The sequence below is a fragment of the Kosakonia sp. AG348 genome (assembly GCF_003337365.1).
Taxonomy (GTDB): Bacteria; Pseudomonadota; Gammaproteobacteria; order Enterobacterales; family Enterobacteriaceae; genus Kosakonia.
In genome coordinates, this window is the sequence record NZ_QPJR01000002.1 from 55,395 (window position 1) to 72,221 (window position 16,827).

Annotated in this window: 20 protein-coding genes; 9 read left to right on the forward strand and 11 right to left on the reverse strand. The window is 54.1% G+C overall.

Features of this window, described 5'->3' with window-relative positions; translation table 11 throughout:
- Window positions 1–52 precede the first annotated feature (52 nt).
- The 4 genes from oppB to oppF are packed head-to-tail and all read left to right on the forward strand — an operon-like array spanning window position 53 to window position 3,922.
- Window positions 53–973, forward strand: a complete 921-nt coding sequence (gene oppB, locus DFO56_RS04110) for an oligopeptide ABC transporter permease OppB (RefSeq protein WP_016495840.1) — start codon at window positions 53–55, stop codon at window positions 971–973.
- Window positions 974–987: 14 nt separating this feature from the next.
- Window positions 988–1,896: an oligopeptide ABC transporter permease OppC gene (gene oppC, locus DFO56_RS04115; protein WP_016495841.1), complete on the forward strand. Its 909-nt coding sequence runs from the start codon at window positions 988–990 to the stop codon at window positions 1,894–1,896.
- An 11-nt stretch (window positions 1,897–1,907) separates the two neighbouring features.
- Entirely contained in the window at window positions 1,908–2,921 is a 1,014-nt protein-coding gene (locus DFO56_RS04120) for an ABC transporter ATP-binding protein (protein ID WP_045513483.1), read from the forward strand.
- On the forward strand, window positions 2,918–3,922 hold the full coding sequence (gene oppF, locus DFO56_RS04125) for a murein tripeptide/oligopeptide ABC transporter ATP binding protein OppF (protein ID WP_016495843.1): 1,005 nt from the start codon (window positions 2,918–2,920) through the stop codon (window positions 3,920–3,922). Before DFO56_RS04120 ends, oppF begins: the two co-directional genes overlap by 4 nt.
- A gap of 58 nt (window positions 3,923–3,980) precedes the next feature.
- On the opposite strand, the gene DFO56_RS04130 is transcribed toward oppF, so the two are convergent.
- Window positions 3,981–4,310: an HI1450 family dsDNA-mimic protein gene (locus tag DFO56_RS04130; protein WP_016495844.1), complete on the reverse strand. Its 330-nt coding sequence runs from the start codon at window positions 4,308–4,310 to the stop codon at window positions 3,981–3,983.
- Between the two features lie 30 nt (window positions 4,311–4,340).
- Window positions 4,341–5,801, reverse strand: a complete 1,461-nt coding sequence (gene cls, locus DFO56_RS04135) for a cardiolipin synthase (RefSeq protein ID WP_016495845.1) — start codon at window positions 5,799–5,801, stop codon at window positions 4,341–4,343.
- Window positions 5,802–5,941: 140 nt separating this feature from the next.
- Here cls and DFO56_RS24575 point away from each other — a divergent pair, with 140 nt between their 5' ends.
- The 3 genes from DFO56_RS24575 to DFO56_RS04145 all read left to right on the forward strand — a co-directional run bounded on the left by DFO56_RS24575 (window position 5,942) and on the right by DFO56_RS04145 (window position 7,158).
- Window positions 5,942–6,115, forward strand: a complete 174-nt coding sequence (locus DFO56_RS24575) for a YciY family protein (RefSeq protein WP_017457170.1) — start codon at window positions 5,942–5,944, stop codon at window positions 6,113–6,115.
- A gap of 65 nt (window positions 6,116–6,180) precedes the next feature.
- Entirely contained in the window at window positions 6,181–6,801 is a 621-nt protein-coding gene (locus tag DFO56_RS04140) for a LysE family translocator (RefSeq protein ID WP_045513480.1), read from the forward strand.
- A gap of 18 nt (window positions 6,802–6,819) precedes the next feature.
- Window positions 6,820–7,158: an SMR family transporter gene (locus DFO56_RS04145; RefSeq protein WP_045513477.1), complete on the forward strand. Its 339-nt coding sequence runs from the start codon at window positions 6,820–6,822 to the stop codon at window positions 7,156–7,158.
- A gap of 192 nt (window positions 7,159–7,350) precedes the next feature.
- Here DFO56_RS04145 and DFO56_RS04150 read toward each other — a convergent pair whose 3' ends face one another.
- Window positions 7,351–7,647: a YciI family protein gene (locus tag DFO56_RS04150; protein WP_016495849.1), complete on the reverse strand. Its 297-nt coding sequence runs from the start codon at window positions 7,645–7,647 to the stop codon at window positions 7,351–7,353.
- Window positions 7,648–7,866: 219 nt separating this feature from the next.
- Between DFO56_RS04150 and tonB the strand changes: the two genes are divergently transcribed.
- Entirely contained in the window at window positions 7,867–8,586 is a 720-nt protein-coding gene (gene tonB, locus DFO56_RS04155; protein ID WP_045508013.1) for a TonB system transport protein TonB, read from the forward strand.
- Between the two features lie 28 nt (window positions 8,587–8,614).
- On the opposite strand, the gene yciA is transcribed toward tonB, so the two are convergent.
- The 4 genes from yciA to DFO56_RS04175 form a co-directional block, all read right to left on the reverse strand.
- Complete coding sequence (yciA, locus tag DFO56_RS04160) at window positions 8,615–9,013, reverse strand: acyl-CoA thioester hydrolase YciA (RefSeq protein WP_017457174.1); 399 nt, start codon at window positions 9,011–9,013, stop codon at window positions 8,615–8,617.
- Between the two features lie 100 nt (window positions 9,014–9,113).
- Entirely contained in the window at window positions 9,114–9,656 is a 543-nt protein-coding gene (locus tag DFO56_RS04165) for a septation protein A (RefSeq protein WP_016495852.1), read from the reverse strand.
- Between the two features lie 51 nt (window positions 9,657–9,707).
- The gene (locus tag DFO56_RS04170) at window positions 9,708–10,451 is read right to left on the reverse strand and encodes a YciC family protein (protein ID WP_016495853.1); all 744 of its coding nucleotides are present in this window, start codon (window positions 10,449–10,451) and stop codon (window positions 9,708–9,710) included.
- 24 nt (window positions 10,452–10,475) lie between these two features.
- On the reverse strand, window positions 10,476–10,880 hold the full coding sequence (locus tag DFO56_RS04175; protein WP_045508028.1) for a YkgJ family cysteine cluster protein: 405 nt from the start codon (window positions 10,878–10,880) through the stop codon (window positions 10,476–10,478).
- Between the two features lie 281 nt (window positions 10,881–11,161).
- Between DFO56_RS04175 and ompW the strand changes: the two genes are divergently transcribed.
- Entirely contained in the window at window positions 11,162–11,797 is a 636-nt protein-coding gene (ompW, locus tag DFO56_RS04180) for an outer membrane protein OmpW (protein ID WP_045508031.1), read from the forward strand.
- 260 nt (window positions 11,798–12,057) lie between these two features.
- Here the strand turns inward: ompW and DFO56_RS04185 are convergent, their stop codons facing one another.
- The 4 genes from DFO56_RS04185 to trpCF form a co-directional block, all read right to left on the reverse strand.
- Window positions 12,058–13,320 carry a chloride channel protein gene (locus DFO56_RS04185; protein WP_045508609.1) on the reverse strand — a complete coding sequence of 421 codons (1,263 nt, stop codon included), beginning with the start codon at window positions 13,318–13,320 and terminating at the stop codon, window positions 12,058–12,060.
- A gap of 132 nt (window positions 13,321–13,452) precedes the next feature.
- Window positions 13,453–14,262, reverse strand: a complete 810-nt coding sequence (gene trpA / locus DFO56_RS04190) for a tryptophan synthase subunit alpha (protein ID WP_045508034.1) — start codon at window positions 14,260–14,262, stop codon at window positions 13,453–13,455.
- Window positions 14,262–15,455, reverse strand: a complete 1,194-nt coding sequence (gene trpB / locus DFO56_RS04195; protein WP_045508038.1) for a tryptophan synthase subunit beta — start codon at window positions 15,453–15,455, stop codon at window positions 14,262–14,264. Before trpB ends, trpA begins: the two co-directional genes overlap by 1 nt.
- Window positions 15,456–15,467: 12 nt before the next feature.
- Entirely contained in the window at window positions 15,468–16,826 is a 1,359-nt protein-coding gene (trpCF, locus tag DFO56_RS04200; protein WP_045508042.1) for a bifunctional indole-3-glycerol-phosphate synthase TrpC/phosphoribosylanthranilate isomerase TrpF, read from the reverse strand.
- Between the last annotated feature and the right edge of the window lies 1 nt (window position 16,827).

Here is a 16,827-nt window from a genome sequence, read left to right on the forward strand (position 1 = left end):
TTAACCGCCTGAAAGAGAATGTGTAAAAGGCACAGGCCAGAAGGTACGGGCAATGTTGAAATTTATCCTACGTCGCTGTCTTGAAGCGATCCCAACACTTTTCATTCTTATTACCATCTCGTTCTTTATGATGCGTCTCGCGCCGGGAAGTCCATTCACCGGTGAACGTGCGCTGGCGCCAGAGGTCATGGCGAATATTGAAGCGAAATATCATTTAAACGACCCGATCACCACGCAATATTTCAGTTATCTGAAACAGCTGGCGCATTTCGATTTCGGGCCGTCATTCAAATACAAAGACTACACTGTGAATGACCTGGTAGCGGCAAGCTTCCCGGTTTCCGCAAAATTAGGTGCGGCGGCATTTATTCTGGCGATTGTCTTTGGCGTTACGGCCGGTGTCGTAGCCGCGCTTAACCAGAATACCCGATGGGACTATACGGTGATGGGGCTGGCAATGACCGGGGTCGTTATCCCGAGCTTCGTTGTCGCGCCGTTATTGGTGATGATCTTCGCCATCGTGCTGAAGTGGCTGCCCGCGGGCGGCTGGAATGGCGGGGCACTGAAATTCATGATCCTGCCGATGGTGGCGTTGTCTCTGGCTTATATTGCCAGCATTGCACGTATCACTCGCGGTTCGATGATTGAAGTTTTGCACTCAAACTTTATTCGCACTGCGCGTGCCAAAGGGTTGCCGATGCGCCGGATCATTTTCCGCCACGCGCTCAAACCCGCGCTGCTGCCAGTGCTCTCCTATATGGGCCCGGCGTTTGTCGGCATCATTACCGGTTCCATGGTTATCGAGACCATTTATGGTCTGCCGGGTATCGGCCAGCTGTTCGTTAACGGCGCGCTGAACCGTGACTATTCGCTGGTGCTGAGCCTGACCATTCTGGTTGGCACGCTGACCATTCTGTTTAACGCGATTGTTGATGTGCTGTATGCCGTTATCGATCCGAAGATTCGTTATTAATACTGGAGTTCGCCATGATGTTAAGTAAGAAAAACAGCGAGGCGCTGGAAAACTTCAGTGAGAAACTGGAAGTCGAAGGACGAAGCCTGTGGCAGGACGCACGCCGTCGCTTTATGCATAACCGTGCTGCGGTAGCAAGCCTGATCGTATTGCTGCTGATAGCCCTGTTTGTGACATTAGCACCGATGCTGTCGCAGTTTAGTTATTTCGATACCGACTGGGGCATGATGTCCAGCAAGCCGGATATGGAGTCCGGTCACTATTTTGGTACTGACTCTTCGGGGCGCGACCTGCTGGTGCGTGTGGCAATCGGCGGACGTATCTCGCTGATGGTGGGTATCGCTGCGGCGCTGGTGGCCGTTATCCTGGGAACGCTGTACGGTTCACTTTCCGGCTACCTGGGCGGCAAAACGGACTCGGTGATGATGCGTTTGCTGGAGATCCTCAACTCCTTCCCGTTTATGTTCTTTGTGATCCTGCTGGTGACGTTCTTTGGGCAAAACATTCTGCTCATCTTTGTTGCTATCGGCATGGTTTCCTGGCTCGATATGGCGCGTATTGTGCGTGGTCAGACCCTGAGCCTGAAACGGAAAGAGTTTATCGAAGCGGCGCAGGTCGGCGGGGTTTCTACCGCTAATATTGTTGTGCGCCACATTGTGCCAAACGTACTGGGCGTGGTGGTGGTGTATGCCTCACTGCTGGTGCCAAGCATGATCCTGTTCGAATCCTTCCTGAGCTTCCTCGGTCTGGGTACCCAGGAGCCGCTAAGCAGCTGGGGCGCGCTGTTAAGCGATGGTGCGAACTCGATGGAAGTGTCGCCGTGGTTGCTGCTGTTCCCGGCAGGTTTCCTGGTTATCACTTTGTTCTGTTTTAACTTTATCGGCGATGGCCTGCGTGATGCCCTCGATCCGAAAGACCGTTAAGGAGTGCTGTTATGAGCATAACTGAAACCTCATTCGCGTCGGCGACGCAGCAGCAATCCAATCTCCTGCTGGACGTGAAAGATCTGCGAGTGACCTTCCAGACCCCGGATGGCGACGTCACGGCGGTGAATGACCTGAACTTCTCGCTGCGTGCCGGTGAAACACTGGGTATCGTGGGTGAATCGGGTTCCGGTAAATCCCAGACGGCGTTTGCTCTGATGGGGTTGCTGGCGGCGAACGGGCGCATTGGCGGCTCGGCGACGTTCAACGGCAAAGAGATCCTTAACCTGCCGGAGCAGGCGCTGAACAAACTGCGCGCCGAGCAGATCTCGATGATTTTCCAGGACCCAATGACCTCGCTGAACCCGTATATGCGCGTGGGTGAGCAGTTGATGGAAGTCCTGATGTTGCACAAAGGCATGAACAAAGCGGAAGCATTTGAAGAGTCCGTTAAAATGCTCGACGCGGTGAAAATGCCGGAAGCACGTAAACGCATGCGCATGTATCCGCATGAGTTTTCCGGCGGTATGCGCCAGCGTGTCATGATCGCAATGGCGTTGTTATGCCGGCCAAAACTGTTGATCGCCGATGAACCGACCACCGCGCTGGACGTGACCGTACAGGCGCAGATCATGACCCTGCTGAACGAGCTGAAACGCGAATTCAACACCGCAATCATTATGATCACCCATGACCTGGGCGTTGTTGCTGGTATCTGTGACAAAGTGCTGGTGATGTACGCTGGCCGTACCATGGAGTATGGCAAAGCGCGCGATGTGTTCTATCAGCCATCCCATCCGTACTCTATCGGCCTGCTCAATGCCGTACCGCGCCTCGACACGGAAGGCGAAGCCTTGTTGACCATTCCTGGCAACCCGCCGAACCTGCTGCGTCTGCCGAAAGGCTGCCCGTTCCAGCCGCGCTGCCCGCACGCGATGGAAATCTGTAACAGTGCTCCACCGCTGGAGGAGTTTGCCCCGGGCCGTTTGCGCGCCTGCTTTAAATCGGTAGAGGAACTGGTATGAATACCGCGATTGATGAGAGAAAAGTGCTGCTGGAAATCGCCGATTTAAAGGTGCATTTCGACATCAAAGATGGCAAGCAGTGGTTCTGGCAACCGCCGAAAACCCTGAAAGCGGTTGATGGCGTTACGCTGCGTCTGTACGAAGGGGAAACCCTTGGCGTAGTGGGCGAATCCGGTTGCGGCAAGTCGACTTTCGCCCGTGCCATTATTGGCCTGGTGAAAGCCACCGACGGAAAAGTGGCCTGGCTGGGTAAAGATCTGCTGGGCATGAAGCAGGAAGAGTGGCGCGACGTGCGCAGCGATATCCAGATGATATTCCAGGATCCGCTGGCATCACTGAACCCACGTATGACTATCGGTGAAATCATCGCCGAACCGCTGCGCACCTATCATCCGAAAATGTCGCGCCAGGAAGTGCGCGATCGCGTTAAAACGATGATGATGAAAGTGGGGCTGCTGCCGAACCTGATTAACCGCTATCCGCATGAGTTCTCCGGCGGCCAGTGTCAGCGTATCGGTATTGCCCGCGCGCTGATCCTCGAACCGAAACTGATCATTTGTGATGAGCCGGTTTCCGCGCTGGATGTTTCAATCCAGGCGCAGGTTGTTAACCTGCTGCAGCAACTGCAACGTGAAATGGGGCTGTCGCTAATCTTTATCGCTCACGACCTGGCGGTAGTTAAGCATATCTCCGATCGTGTGCTGGTGATGTATCTCGGCCATGCTGTAGAGCTTGGCACTTATGACGAGGTGTATCAGAACCCGCTGCATCCATATACCAAAGCGCTGATGTCGGCGGTGCCGGTTCCGGATCCGGATCGGGAAAAGAACAAGACGATACAGTTGCTGGAAGGGGATTTGCCATCACCAATCAACCCGCCGTCGGGCTGCGTGTTCCGTACTCGCTGCCCGATTGCCGGGCCTGAGTGCGCGCAGACACGTCCGGTGCTGGAGGGCAGCTTCCGTCATGCGGTCTCCTGCCTGAAAGTCGACCCGCTATAATCCACGCATATAAAAAGGGCTGACAACTGTCAGCCCTTTTTCTTTTCTCTTTCCGCGCTTATTCGCGCCAGAGAATATGGCAAAGTTTGTGATCTTTTTCGCGGCACAGTAAGACGCGTGCGAAGATGTCATTGATTTCGCCGCCATCGGTATCCGCAAGGCCAATGACCACTTCAGCGAAGAAGTCCGGGTTTAAATCGTAATCCACATGTTCCTGCCAGTCTTCGCCAGGATCAAATAACTCAGCGCCGCCACGCTCTTCAAACTGTAAGTTGAAAAGAATGATGTCCGCCGGGTCGAGATTATCCGCTGCCAGTTCGAGGAAGATGTCGTAAGCCTGCTCAAGGGTTTCGTCTTCGGTCAGGCGATTATTCAGATCCATTTCCATGATTACCTCTTCGCGTCTGTTGGGCACGTTTTACAGCAACGGACTGAAGAAGTAAAACAGTCGTTCAGCAATGCGGTGCCAGAACGGCCGTTTTACCCACAATCGCGCATCAAGTAAGCGGGAGCGGGAGATGTAATCATCCTGTACGGCCGCCAGATCGCCACCGAAACCGGCATCGTCAATCACCAGCGTGATTTCGAAATTCAGCCACAGGCTACGCATATCCAGATTTACAGTACCAATGAGGCTCAGTTCGCCATCCACCAGCACGCTTTTGGTATGCAGCAGACCGCCTTCGAACTGGTAAATCTTTACGCCTGCGGCCAGCAACTCGCCAAAAAATGCCCGACTGGCCCAGCCGACCAGCAGCGAATCGTTTTTGCGCGGCAGAATAATACTCACGTCCACACCGCGCTGAGCAGCCGTACAAATCGCATGCAGCAGGTCGTCGCTGGGTACGAAATAGGGCGTGGTCATAATTAAATATTCGCGCGATGCGTAGACAGCGGTCAGCAATGCCTGATGGATCAGATCTTCCGGAAAACCAGGCCCGGAAGCAATGGTGTGAATGGTGTGGCCGCTGGCCTCCTCAAAAGGCATGATGTTGGCGTCCGGCGGCGGGGGAAGAATGCGTTTTCCGGTTTCAATTTCCCAGTCGCAAGAGTAAACAATCCCCATTGCCGTAGCGATCGGACCTTCCATGCGCGCCATCAAATCGACCCACTGACCGACGCCAGCATCTTGCTTAAAGAAGCGCGGATCAACCAGATTCATGCTGCCGGTGTAGGCGATGTAATTATCTATCAACACGATTTTTCGGTGCTGGCGTAAATCCATGCGGCGCAGAAAAACACGCATTAAATTCACTTTCAGCGCTTCGACCACTTCAATGCCGGCGTTTCGCATCATGGTTGCCCACGGGCTGCGGAAAAACGCCACGCTGCCGGCAGAGTCCAGCAACAGGCGACAGTGTACGCCGCGGCGCGCTGCGGCCATTAACGATTCGGCCACCTGATCCGCCATTCCGCCGGGTTGCCAGATGTAAAACACCATCTCAATATTGTGGCGGGCGAGCTGGATGTCGCGGATCAATGCCTGCATGACATCATCGGTTGAGGTGAGTAGCTGCAACTGGTTGCCCTTAACCCCGGCGATCCCCTGACGTCGCTCGCAAAGCTTGAAAAGAGAAGACGCCACACCGCTGTTTTCAGTGGCAAAGATATGCTTGAAATTTTTCAGATCATTCAGCCACTTGGCAGTCGAAGGCCACATAGCGCGGGCGCGCTCGGCACGACGTTTTCCAAGGTGCAGCTCACCCAGGGAAAGATAGGCGATGATCCCAACCAGCGGCAGGATGTAAATAATCAATAACCACGCCATCGCGGAGGTGACCGCGCGGCGCTTCATCAATATGCGCAGTGTTACACCAGCAATCAGTAGCCAGTAACCCAGGACAATCAGCCAACTCATTACCGTGTAAAAAGCGGACATAGATAAAAATCCTTTTTAAAAACCGTATTTCATGAGTGTACGCATCCGCATTCATCTGGCAAATAAAAACGCCGAAAAGCGCTGGCCTGGCGAAGTTGACGGACTATAATGGCGTTTCTGTTAAGTTTTGAGTTGTAAAAATGAAGCGTAGTCGAACGGAAGTGGGGCGCTGGCGTATGCTGCGGCAGATGAGCCGCCGTAAAGCGCGCTGGCTGGAAGCGCAATCACGACGCAATATGCGCATCCACGCCATCAGGAAATGTGGCGTAAACCGTCATCGTAATGTGCTGTTATTCGCTATTTACGATCTTTAATATCCGGGCACCGAACAGGTGCCCGCGATCGTTTCTGGACTTAGTGCTAAAGAGGGAGTTGTCGTATGTCGGTAATGGATAGTCTGCTGGCTTTTACCTTCGCCGCCACGCTTTTGACATTAACACCGGGGCTGGACACGGCGCTGATACTACGCACCGCGACCGTTGAGGGCCGCAAAGAGGCCTTCAAGGCACAGATGGGAATCAACACCGGTTGCCTTATCTGGGGCGCAATGGTGGCGTTTGGTCTGGGCGCACTGATCGCAGTCTCTGAGCTGGCGTACAATATCCTGAAATATTGCGGTGCTGCCTATTTATGCTGGTTGGGCCTGAACATGTTGCTGCGCCCGCGCAGATCGTTTGCGGCGGTAGACGCAAGCGATACGAAATCGCAGAACTGGTTTATCAAAGGGATGTTCGGCAACGTACTTAACCCGAAAGTGGGCATTTTTTATGTCTCATTTTTGCCGCAGTTTATTCCGCAGGGGCAACCGCCGATCGCGTGGACGTTTGGCCTGGTTTTTATTCACCTTTTACTGGGCACCTGCTGGTCGACGCTACTGATTTCTGCCACGCGCCCGCTGGCGTCATTCCTGCGTAAAGAAAAAGTCATACGCTGGATGGATCGTTGCACGGGCATGGTCTTTTTGCTGTTTGCCACCCGTCTGGCGCTGAGTAAACGTTAATATTGTCCGGTAACCCATATGAATAAAGAAGCCTTTATCTTTCTCAGTATTGCCATTGTGATGGAAGTGATTGCCACCACGGCGCTGAAATCTTCCGACAGCTTTACCCGTTTGTTACCCGGTATTATCAGTATCGCCGGGTATTGCATCGCATTCTGGTGCCTGACAATTACGATGCGCACTCTGCCTACCGGGGTGATTTATGCCATCTGGTCAGGTGCAGGTATTGTGCTGATAGGTCTTGCTGGCTGGCTTGTACATGGGCAAAAACTGGATATGCCGGCAATCATGGGGATGGGGTTAATTATCGCCGGGGTGGTGATTATTAATCTTTTTTCCAAAAGCGTTGGGCATTAAATAATAAAAATCAGACCTGGCGATCTGCCTGTCTATATATACCGCAGGAAGCGGGTATATGTTAGTCGCGGGCAAGTTCGTTAATACGCCGCGATTTGCACAGGCGATCAACTCATCAGCCGGATGTGAAATGCTGCCGGGTTCTGAAGCCGCCTGTAATGTAAAAGACCCGCCGTGGCGGGTCTTTTCTTTTTAGAATACTTTTTTGAACGGCTTCACCGTTACGTTCTGGTAAACCCCGGCAGCGACGTAAGGATCGGCTTCTGCCCAGGACTTCGCCGCTTCCAGCGATTCAAACTCAGCAATCACCGTCGAGCCAGTGAAACCCGCCGCTCCCGGATCGTTGCTGTCAACGGCCGGCATTGGGCCAGCCGTCAGCAGGCGGCCTTCATCGTGCAGCAGTTGCAGTCTTGCCAGATGGGCAGGGCGCACGGACAAACGTTTTTCGAGCGAGTCAGCAATATCTTCAGCAAAAATAACGTACAGCACGGGCAGAACTCCTTACAGATAAGAAAGCCATACCCTATGTGAAAGGTGAAACGACTGCAATGTAAAGATGACAATGCGGTAACAGCCATGCAAAGTGTGCGGCTTTTTTACCCATTTACTCGACTAAATGGCCTGCGCCTGCGATGGCTTGTTGAATATGATTGCTATTTGCATTTAAAATCTAGTTCTGGTTTTTTAACTGACACGATTATGACTTCAATGACCCTCGATTTACCTCGCCGCTTTCCCTGGCCGACGCTATTGTCCATCGGTATTCACGGTGCTGTCGTGGCGGGTCTGCTCTATACATCGGTACATCAGGTCGTTGAGCTTCCTGCGCCCGCGCAGCCTATTACGGTAACGATGGTTTCGCCTGCCGATCTGGAACCTCCCCAGGTTGCTCAGCCGCCGGAGCCGGTGGTTGAACCGGAGCCCGAGCCGGAACCCGTTCCTGAGCCTCCGAAAGAAGCGCCAGTGGTGATTGAAAAGCCCAAACCGCAGCCAAAACCTAAGCCAAAACCAAAACCGGAGAATAAGGTCGAGCAGCCGAAGCGCGAAGTCAAACCGGTAACGCCGCAACCGGCCTCGCCGTTCCAGAATAACGCGCCCGCACGCCCGGTCGCGAATCCGACGCCGTCGGCAACAACCCAGCCAGCGCCGGCTGTTCCTGCCGGCCCGCGCGCGCTGAGCCGCAATCAGCCGCAGTATCCGGCCCGCGCGCAAGCACTGCGTATTGAAGGCCGGGTAAAAGTGAAATTTGACGTCACCTCAGATGGCCGTGTTGAGAATGTTGAAGTATTGTCGGCGCAACCGGCGAATATGTTCGAGCGTGAAGTAAAAGCGGCAATGCGCAAGTGGCGTTATGAGTCAGGGAAACCGGGTTCGGGATTAATTGTGAATATTGTGTTCCGCCTGAACGGCGGTGCCTCAATGGAATAAAAAAAGCCTCCGTAAGGAGGCTTTTTTCTTATGCCTGCGGTAACGGGCGCGGTTTACCTTCATTATCCACTGCGACGTAAATAAACAGCGCTTCCGTCGCTTTATAGCGCTGACCAATTGGCTCGGATGAGACCTTCTTCACCCACACTTCAATATTAATCGTCACTGACGTGTTGCCCCGTTTAACGCAGCGTGCGTAGCAGCACACCACGTCGCCCACCGCGACCGGGCGCAGAAAAGTCATGCCGTCAACGCGCACCGTCACCACGCGACCATGCGCAATTTCCTTGGCTTGTATTGCCCCGCCAATATCCATTTGTGACATTAACCAGCCGCCGAAGATATCGCCGTTGGCATTGGTGTCTGCTGGCATTGCTAATGTGCGTAAAACAAGATCTCCCTGGGGAGTGTCCTGAAGGGTTGTCATTGTTATCTCTTCTGCTATGAGGGATTTATGGCGGGATGCTACTACGAATGCGGGGCGTTCGGAAAGAAAAAAGCCAGGCGCGAGAGCCTGGCTTTCATTCTCAGGATTTGTCGTCCTGCGCGGGCATATGGCGGTAGATATAAACACCGCTCAGCACAGTGAAGAGCAGTGTCAGGGCGGTTAAGCCAAACACTTTGAAATTCACCCAGATATTTTGCGGCAGCCAGAAGGCAATGTAGATATTTGCCAGACCACACAAAATAAAGAACAGTGCCCATGCGATGTTCAGCTTGCCCCAAACGGCTTCCGGCAGTGCGATCTCTTTGCCGAGCATGCGCTGGATCAGCGGCTTTTTCATTACCCACTGGCTGAAGAGCAGCGCAGCAGCGAACAGGGCGTAAATCACCGTCACCTTCCATTTAATAAACTCATCGTTATGGAAGAAAAGGGTCAGCCCGCCGAATACTGCGACCAGCACAAAAGTTATCAGCGCCATCTTTTCCACTTTGCGATAGCGCACCCAGCTGTATATCAGCACGATAGCGGTCGCGATGATCAGCGCAGTGGTCGCCGCATAGATATCGTACAGTTTGTAAAAGGCGAAAAAGACCACTAACGGCAGAAAATCAAGAAACTGCTTCATTCTACGATTCCATCATAAGGGGTAGCCCACAGACGCGGGCAACCGGAACAATCACGAACGCATCAACATATAGAGGCGGAACAGATAAACCAGCAGCGCTGCGGAAATCAGGTTGCTCAACGTATTGGCAATCACTTCGCCGCCTTCTACAGTGAACACCGCAAAGTTATGGGCAAACAGCAGCAGGAATGTTTTCGCCAGTAACCAACCTAACACTGCCGGAGCGACAAGACGCATATTCGCCCAGGCAAGACGCATGCTGTTACGCATGGCAGCGAAAATCCCCGTTTTATCCTGCACCAGTATCACCGGGGCGAAAGCGAGCAGGATCGCCAGAATGACGCCCGGGACAATCACAAACATAATGCCGATTTGCACGATAAACGTGGTCAGCAGGATCAGTAAAAATAGCTTCGGCAACAGTGGGGCGCTGGCACCAATCGCCCGCAACGCGCTGATGCGCTGACCCGCAGAAATCATCTGGATCATCAGCAGCACGCCACCAGCGAGAATCGCATTGCCAACAAGGCCGGAAAACGTCGACGCCGCAGAGGCGCGGAGCAGCACTTGTTGCTGCTCCGGCGTCATATTTTGCACCAGTTCAAACAACCCGACGCTGCCTGCAAGATTATCCCCTTCACTTAAAATGGAGAGTTGCTCATCACTGGGCTTAAAGGCGCTCCCAAGTAAGAACGTGATAAACGCACAAAGCAGCGCGATCAGTAAAATGGTAACGAACTGATTACGAAAAAAATTCCCCGTGTCACGGTAAACGGACTTCGCCGTGATAGACATGCACTCTCCTTGAGTATAGCGGTGTTAAATTGCGGGCAATTGTACCCCGAATACACTCTCAGTGGCAGCATCGCTGCTTGTATGGAAAAGCATATCTTTGTAAAGAGGCGCTAAACCGTAGCGCGCGCGAGCACGATCGCAGGCCTCATTAACCTTTCCGTCTTCGCCGGACATCGTAAATTCCCGGCAGGGAGAGGGTCTGTTCGCATAAATACTGCAACTGGCCGACTCGCCGGGCGTACCCTGCAGCGCCGTACAGCGGCTCTGCTTTTGGTTGGTTCCGCTCATGCAGCGCAGAAAGGGGGTTAGCGGCTCGGTGAGTTGAGCCGGGACAGGGCCGCCAGCGTCATCCGCTTCAGCCCAATAGAAAGAGACTCGAAAATACGCACAACAGGCTCCGCACGACATGCACGGATTCACATCACTCATAGCACACCTGCACTTAACCACGCATCAACATAAATTGTCAGGCCAATAAATTATCGCTGCCGCAGAACGCGCACAAGATGGGTGAACAGGTATTTTTTTAACCGCCTCACAAAGCGGAAATTGATTTAAATACAAAAGTTAATGAGTGTAACGAGTAGTGAAAATTAACCCAGATCAATGAATGTTAAATTACGGGGTCAAGTGTGATCTGTGTTGGATCACTTTGTACTCAGTTATAGGTATATTCACGGCGCGATAAAAACCTTAAACATGGAGTGGATATGAAGAAGTTAGCCGTGGCAGCATTGATCCTGAGTAGTCTTTCTACAGGTGTATACGCGCATGAAGCTGGCGAGTTTTTCATTCGAGCCGGTTCTGCGACGGTACGTCCGACGGAAGGTTCTGATAACGTTTTAGGCGCTCTGGGCAGTTTTAATGTCAACAATAACACCCAACTTGGTGTGACGATGAGCTGGATGGCGACCGACAACATCGGCATTGAATTACTGGCCGCGACGCCGTTTCGCCACCGCGTTGGCACCGGTCCAACCGGCGACATCGCCACTGTGCACCACCTGCCGCCGACATTGATGGCGCAGTGGTATTTCGGTGATTCACAGAGCAAATTGCGCCCATATCTTGGGGCAGGCGTAAACTACACCACTTTCTTTGATGAGAAATTTAACGATACCGGGAAAGCGGCCGGGCTGTCGGATTTGAGTCTGAAAGACTCCTGGGGCGTGGCGGGGCAAGCCGGTCTGGATTACTTAATCAACCGCAACTGGCTGATTAACATGTCAGTCTGGTGGATGGATATTGATACGGATGTGCGTTTTAAAGCAAATGGTGAGCAACAAAGCGTACATACTCGCCTGGATCCGTGGGTATTTATGTTCTCTGCTGGTTATCGTTTTTAAGCGTATTGTGGAAACTGGTTTCACAATAACCAGTTTCCACGCACTTCTATGCCGTATCACCATGCGGATTTCTTTTAGCGTATGTAACCGCTCCCCAGCGCCATCACGCTACGCGCACCAACCACAAAGATCACCGTAAGCCGCGGGATAAACCCTCGTTTGTCCAGACCTCATGGTGCGCGGCCAACTGCGAGATGACGCATTACGAATGTCAGCGTTTAATGTTTTTTCGCGCAGCTATCAGAAACCTGATGGCGCTTTCAGCGCCGTAAACGAACGCGCGACTCGCAATAGCGGCACGTCATATACGCACCCGCAACACAGAGGGTCAACGGCACAAAAAAGCTGAAATCCATGCCGGTGAATTCCATCAGCAGCACAATGGCAGTGAGCGGCATTTGCATCGACGAGGCGAGAAAAGCCGCGCCACCGGTCAGCGCGAATTCCGCCATACTGCCACCGGGGAAAAATTGCCCAATCAGCAGGAACATCAGCGCTCCCAGCAGGGCACCGATCGCCAGACCTGGCGTGAGCAGGCCGCCTTCGGCTCCGCTGCGCAGCACCATCCAGATACTCAGCACTTTCAACCCGATCAACATTGCCGCCAGCGGCAGCGTAACGCCTCCGCCAAAACTGAGTTGCACCGGACCGCGCCCATTGCCAGGTAATTGCGGAAACCAGATAGCGAGCAAGCCGAGACAGGCAAAAGCGATAAAACAGAAGACCGGCATCTGCCAGTTGGTTTTCACCTGTGCGCGCGCGATTTTGGTCATCCGCCGGAACAGACTGGCGGCATAGCCGAACAACGGGCCGGATAAGGTAGCCCAGATAATCAAGGACAGGTGCGCGGCGGGGGCGGTAAAAAGATATTGTCGCTCGTTGCCCAGCACCAGCGATGCCACGAACGCAGCGAGAGCGGAGGTGACAATGGCGGCAATGACCGCATCCCAACTGATCGTGACCAGCAACACCTCAAGGGTAAAAATCGCGCCCGCCAGCGGGACGTTATATACCGCCGCCAGCCCGGCACCTGCGCCACAGGCGATCACCAGCCTCGTCTCTTGCGCATTTAAGCCGATATGCCGTGCGATCCCACCACCAAACAGGGCACCAACTTCACGCGGTGCGCTTTCACGCCCGAGCGGCGAGCCCATCGCCACGGTAACAACTTGCAAGAGCGCATGAGTTAAGGTGGTGAAAGCAGGCATCGGGCGCTGAACATCTTTTAGCGCAGCAACCACACTGACACGTTTTTTTGCATAGCGCTCCAGGAGCCACCAGCCCCAGCCTGCCACCACACCCGCGGCAGCAAGAGAAGCAAAACGGCGCAGGGCGCTGGCATCCGTTACGCCCTGCAGAAATGGTGCGCCGCCGATTAGCGATTGCTGGCTATAACCAAAAGCGAGGTGCTGGATGGCATGCAGCAGAAGGGCGATCAACATGCCAGCCGCGCCGGAAAGCAACCCGGTCAGTAACAGGGCCAGCCAGCGACGATGCCAGCAAGAATCAGGAGTCTCACGCATGGTGTTTTTATCGGTGTCATAATTTTTAGAATTATTATTCCACAGAAAATATGAACCTTTTAACAATGCGTCAGGAAAACATGGGGATAAACAGGAAAGCGCACCGCCTGAATCAACAGGCGGTGCGGGAGGTTAACGCGGTAAAGTAGCGCCTTTCAGGCTTTGCACAAAGGCTTTCAGTTCAGCCAGCATAGCCGTTGGGTTGGCGAGATTTTTCTCGATGATTTTCACGATCGCTGAACCGGAAATCGCCCCGGCGGCACCTGCTTCTACGGCAGCGCTAACCTGATCCGGTGCGGAAATACCGAAGCCCTGCAGCGCGGGCGCAGCGTGATACTCGGTAAGTTTTTCCACCAGATGGTGCAGTGGCAGCGCCGCACGGTTTTCCGCGCCAGTGACTCCAGCGCGCGAAAGCAGGTAGGTGTACCCCCGGCCATAAGAGGCAATCTGGCGCAACAGATCGTCGTCCGCGTTTGGCGGGCAGATGAAGATGGGCGCGATATTATGGCGCAAAGCCGCCTGGCGGAACGGTGCGGACTCTTCAATCGGCACATCCGCCACCAGCACAGAATCGACGCCGACTTTTGCGCACTGGGCATAGAATTCGTCAATTCCCCGACTGAAAACCAGGTTGGCGTACATCAGCAAGCCAACAGGGATGGTCGGATGCTTCTGGCGAATGGTTGCCAGCATTTCGAAACATTGTGACGGTGTCACGCCTGCGGCAAAGGCGCGCAGCGTGGCGTTCTGGATGGTCGGGCCATCCGCAAGCGGGTCGGAAAAGGGGATCCCCAGCTCAAGCGCATCCGCACCCGCTTCAATCAGCGTATCAATGATTTTTAACGACTGTTCCGGGGACGGATCGCCCAGCGTGACGAAGGGAACGAATGCACCTTCTTTGCGCGCGCTCAGCTGTTTAAATAAATTGTCATAGCGTTCCATCAGATTTCCCCTCGCGCTTTCAGGATGTCATGTACGGTAAAAATATCTTTGTCGCCGCGTCCGGAAAGGTTAACCACCAGCAACTGTTCTTTGTCCGGGTTCTCGCGCATCATTTTTAGCGCATGGGCGAGGGCGTGCGAGGATTCCAGCGCCGGAATGATCCCTTCATGGCGGCACAGGGTTTTGAAGGCTTCCAGCGCCTCGTCATCGGTGATCGAAACATAGTCGGCACGCCCCGTACTGTTGAGGTACGCATGCTGCGGTCCGACTGACGGGAAATCAAGACCCGCAGAAATAGAGTAAGACTCTTCAATCTGGCCTTCTTCTGTCTGCATCATCGGCGATTTCATACCAAAATAGATGCCAACGCGGCCATGTTTCAGCGGTGCGCCGTGCTCGCCGGTTTCAATACCGTGACCCGCCGGTTCGACACCAATCAGGCCGACAGAGGTTTCGTCGATAAAATCGGCAAACATACCGATCGCGTTAGAACCACCGCCCACACAGGCGATAACTGCATCCGGCAGACGCCCCTCTTTTTCGAGGATCTGCGCTTTGGTCTCTTCACCAATCATGCGCTGGAACTCGCGCACAATGGTCGGGAAAGGGTGCGGACCTGCCGCAGTTCCCAGCATATAGTGCGCGGTTTCATAGCTACCAGACCAGTCGCGCAGCGCCTCGTTACAGGCATCTTTCAGCGTGGCGGAACCGCTGTGTACCGGGATGATTTCCGCGCCCATTAAGCGCATGCGGAACACATTTGGCGACTGGCGTTCAACGTCTTTTGCGCCCATATAAATGCGACATTTCAGGCCCAGCAGGGCGCTCGCCAGCGCCGAGGCCACGCCATGCTGACCCGCTCCCGTTTCGGCGATAATTTCGGTTTTGCCCATGCGTTTTGCCAGCAACGCCTGACCCAGCACCTGGTTGGTTTTGTGCGCGCCACCATGCAGCAAATCTTCACGCTTGAGGTAAAGCGTGGTGCGCGTACCGGCAGTAATGTTCTGGCATTTGGTCAGCGCGGTCGGACGTCCGGCGTAGTTTTTCAGCAGATCGTTAAACTGTTGCTGAAATTCGGCATCGCTCTGTGCGCTGACAAAGGCTTCTTCAAGCTGGCGCAATGCCGGCATCAGGATTTGCGGAACGAACATTCCGCCAAACTCGCCAAAATAGGGATTCAGTAGTGTCGTCATTATCTTCTTTCCTTAATAAGCGCGCAGTGTGCGGAAAACCGAGGCCAGTTTGCTGGCATCTTTGATACCCGGTTCCGACTCCACGCCTGAATTAAAATCGAGTCCGGCACAGCCGGTTTTGGCCGCCTGCACGCAATTATCTGCGCTCAGGCCACCAGCAAGAATCACGTTATCCAGCGGTTCGCCTGCCAGCAGCGACCAGTCGAAACGTTTACCGCTGCCGCCCTGGCCGTTATCAAACACATATTTATCGACCTGCCGGAAGCGCCGCGCGGGCAGGCTGTCGCCAACGCTGAGCGCTTTCCAGATTTGCGTCTTTGTCGGCAGACGCTCGCGCAGCGTATCGATATAGGCCTGGTCTTCATCACCGTGCAGCTGGACGGCTACCAGATTGAGTGCGTTAGCTTTAGCCACCACGTCTTCGGGCGCGGCATTACGGAACACACCAACATATTGCAGCGGCGCGGCCTGCATCACCGTTTGTGCCTGCACTTCCGTTACGGCGCGCGGGGAGCTGGCCACGAAGATCAAACCACCGTAGATGGCACCGGCCTGATGAGCCGCCTGCGCGTCCTGCGGGCGGGTCAGCCCGCACACTTTGTTTTCACCCAGCAAAACGCGTTTTACTGCCGCATCGAGATCGTCATGGGACATCAGCGCGGAGCCAATCAGGAAACCATTGGCAAAATGGCTGAGCTCACGCACCTGAGCATAAGTATTGATGCCAGATTCGCTGATGACCGTCACACCTGTGCCAAGGCGCGGAGCAAGCTCACGGGTGCGGTTCAAATCGATGGACAGGTCGCGCAGGTCGCGGTTGTTGATGCCGACGACTTTCGCTTCCAGCGCGATAGCGCGCTGCAGCTCTTCTTCATTACTGACTTCCGTCAGCACGCCCATATTCAGACTGTGCGCGACGGCGGCAAGCTGGCGGTACTGCTCATCGTCGAGTACCGAAAGCATCAGCAGGCACGCATCTGCCTGGTAGTAACGCGCCAGGTAAATCTGATAAGCGTCGATAATAAAGTCTTTGCACAGGATCGGCTGCGGCGCGATGCCGCTGACAATCGGCAGAAAATCAAAACTGCCCTGGAAATATTTCTCATCCGTCAGCACGGAAATTGCCGACGCATGATGTTTGTAGATAGACGCAATGCGCGCCGGGTCAAAATCATTGCGGATCACGCCTTTGGAGGGCGAGGCTTTTTTGCACTCCAGGATAAACGCTGTCCGCGTGCCTTGCAGGGCATCGTAGAAGCGACGCGTGCTTGGCACGACCTCGTTCTGAAAACTGGCCAGCGGTTGTTGCTCCTTGCGCGCCGCTACCCATACGGCTTTATCGGCGACGATTTTCGCTAAAACGGTCTGCATT

Coding starts and splice junctions, on each gene's coding strand:
- oppB (WP_016495840.1), top strand. CDS start 53: ATGTTGAAATTTATCCTACGTCGCTGTCTTGAAGCGATCCCAACACTT.
- oppC (WP_016495841.1), top strand. CDS start 988: ATGATGTTAAGTAAGAAAAACAGCGAGGCGCTGGAAAACTTCAGTGAG.
- DFO56_RS04120 (WP_045513483.1), top strand. CDS start 1,908: ATGAGCATAACTGAAACCTCATTCGCGTCGGCGACGCAGCAGCAATCC.
- oppF (WP_016495843.1), top strand. CDS start 2,918: ATGAATACCGCGATTGATGAGAGAAAAGTGCTGCTGGAAATCGCCGAT.
- DFO56_RS04130 (WP_016495844.1), bottom strand. CDS start 4,310: ATGGAAATGGATCTGAATAATCGCCTGACCGAAGACGAAACCCTTGAG.
- cls (WP_016495845.1), bottom strand. CDS start 5,801: ATGTCCGCTTTTTACACGGTAATGAGTTGGCTGATTGTCCTGGGTTAC.
- DFO56_RS24575 (WP_017457170.1), top strand. CDS start 5,942: ATGAAGCGTAGTCGAACGGAAGTGGGGCGCTGGCGTATGCTGCGGCAG.
- DFO56_RS04140 (WP_045513480.1), top strand. CDS start 6,181: ATGTCGGTAATGGATAGTCTGCTGGCTTTTACCTTCGCCGCCACGCTT.
- DFO56_RS04145 (WP_045513477.1), top strand. CDS start 6,820: ATGAATAAAGAAGCCTTTATCTTTCTCAGTATTGCCATTGTGATGGAA.
- tonB (WP_045508013.1), top strand. CDS start 7,867: ATGACCCTCGATTTACCTCGCCGCTTTCCCTGGCCGACGCTATTGTCC.
- yciA (WP_017457174.1), bottom strand. CDS start 9,013: ATGACAACCCTTCAGGACACTCCCCAGGGAGATCTTGTTTTACGCACA.
- DFO56_RS04165 (WP_016495852.1), bottom strand. CDS start 9,656: ATGAAGCAGTTTCTTGATTTTCTGCCGTTAGTGGTCTTTTTCGCCTTT.
- DFO56_RS04170 (WP_016495853.1), bottom strand. CDS start 10,451: ATGTCTATCACGGCGAAGTCCGTTTACCGTGACACGGGGAATTTTTTT.
- DFO56_RS04175 (WP_045508028.1), bottom strand. CDS start 10,880: ATGAGTGATGTGAATCCGTGCATGTCGTGCGGAGCCTGTTGTGCGTAT.
- ompW (WP_045508031.1), top strand. CDS start 11,162: ATGAAGAAGTTAGCCGTGGCAGCATTGATCCTGAGTAGTCTTTCTACA.
- DFO56_RS04185 (WP_045508609.1), bottom strand. CDS start 13,320: ATGCGTGAGACTCCTGATTCTTGCTGGCATCGTCGCTGGCTGGCCCTG.
- trpA (WP_045508034.1), bottom strand. CDS start 14,262: ATGGAACGCTATGACAATTTATTTAAACAGCTGAGCGCGCGCAAAGAA.
- trpB (WP_045508038.1), bottom strand. CDS start 15,455: ATGACGACACTACTGAATCCCTATTTTGGCGAGTTTGGCGGAATGTTC.
- trpCF (WP_045508042.1), bottom strand. CDS start 16,826: ATGCAGACCGTTTTAGCGAAAATCGTCGCCGATAAAGCCGTATGGGTA.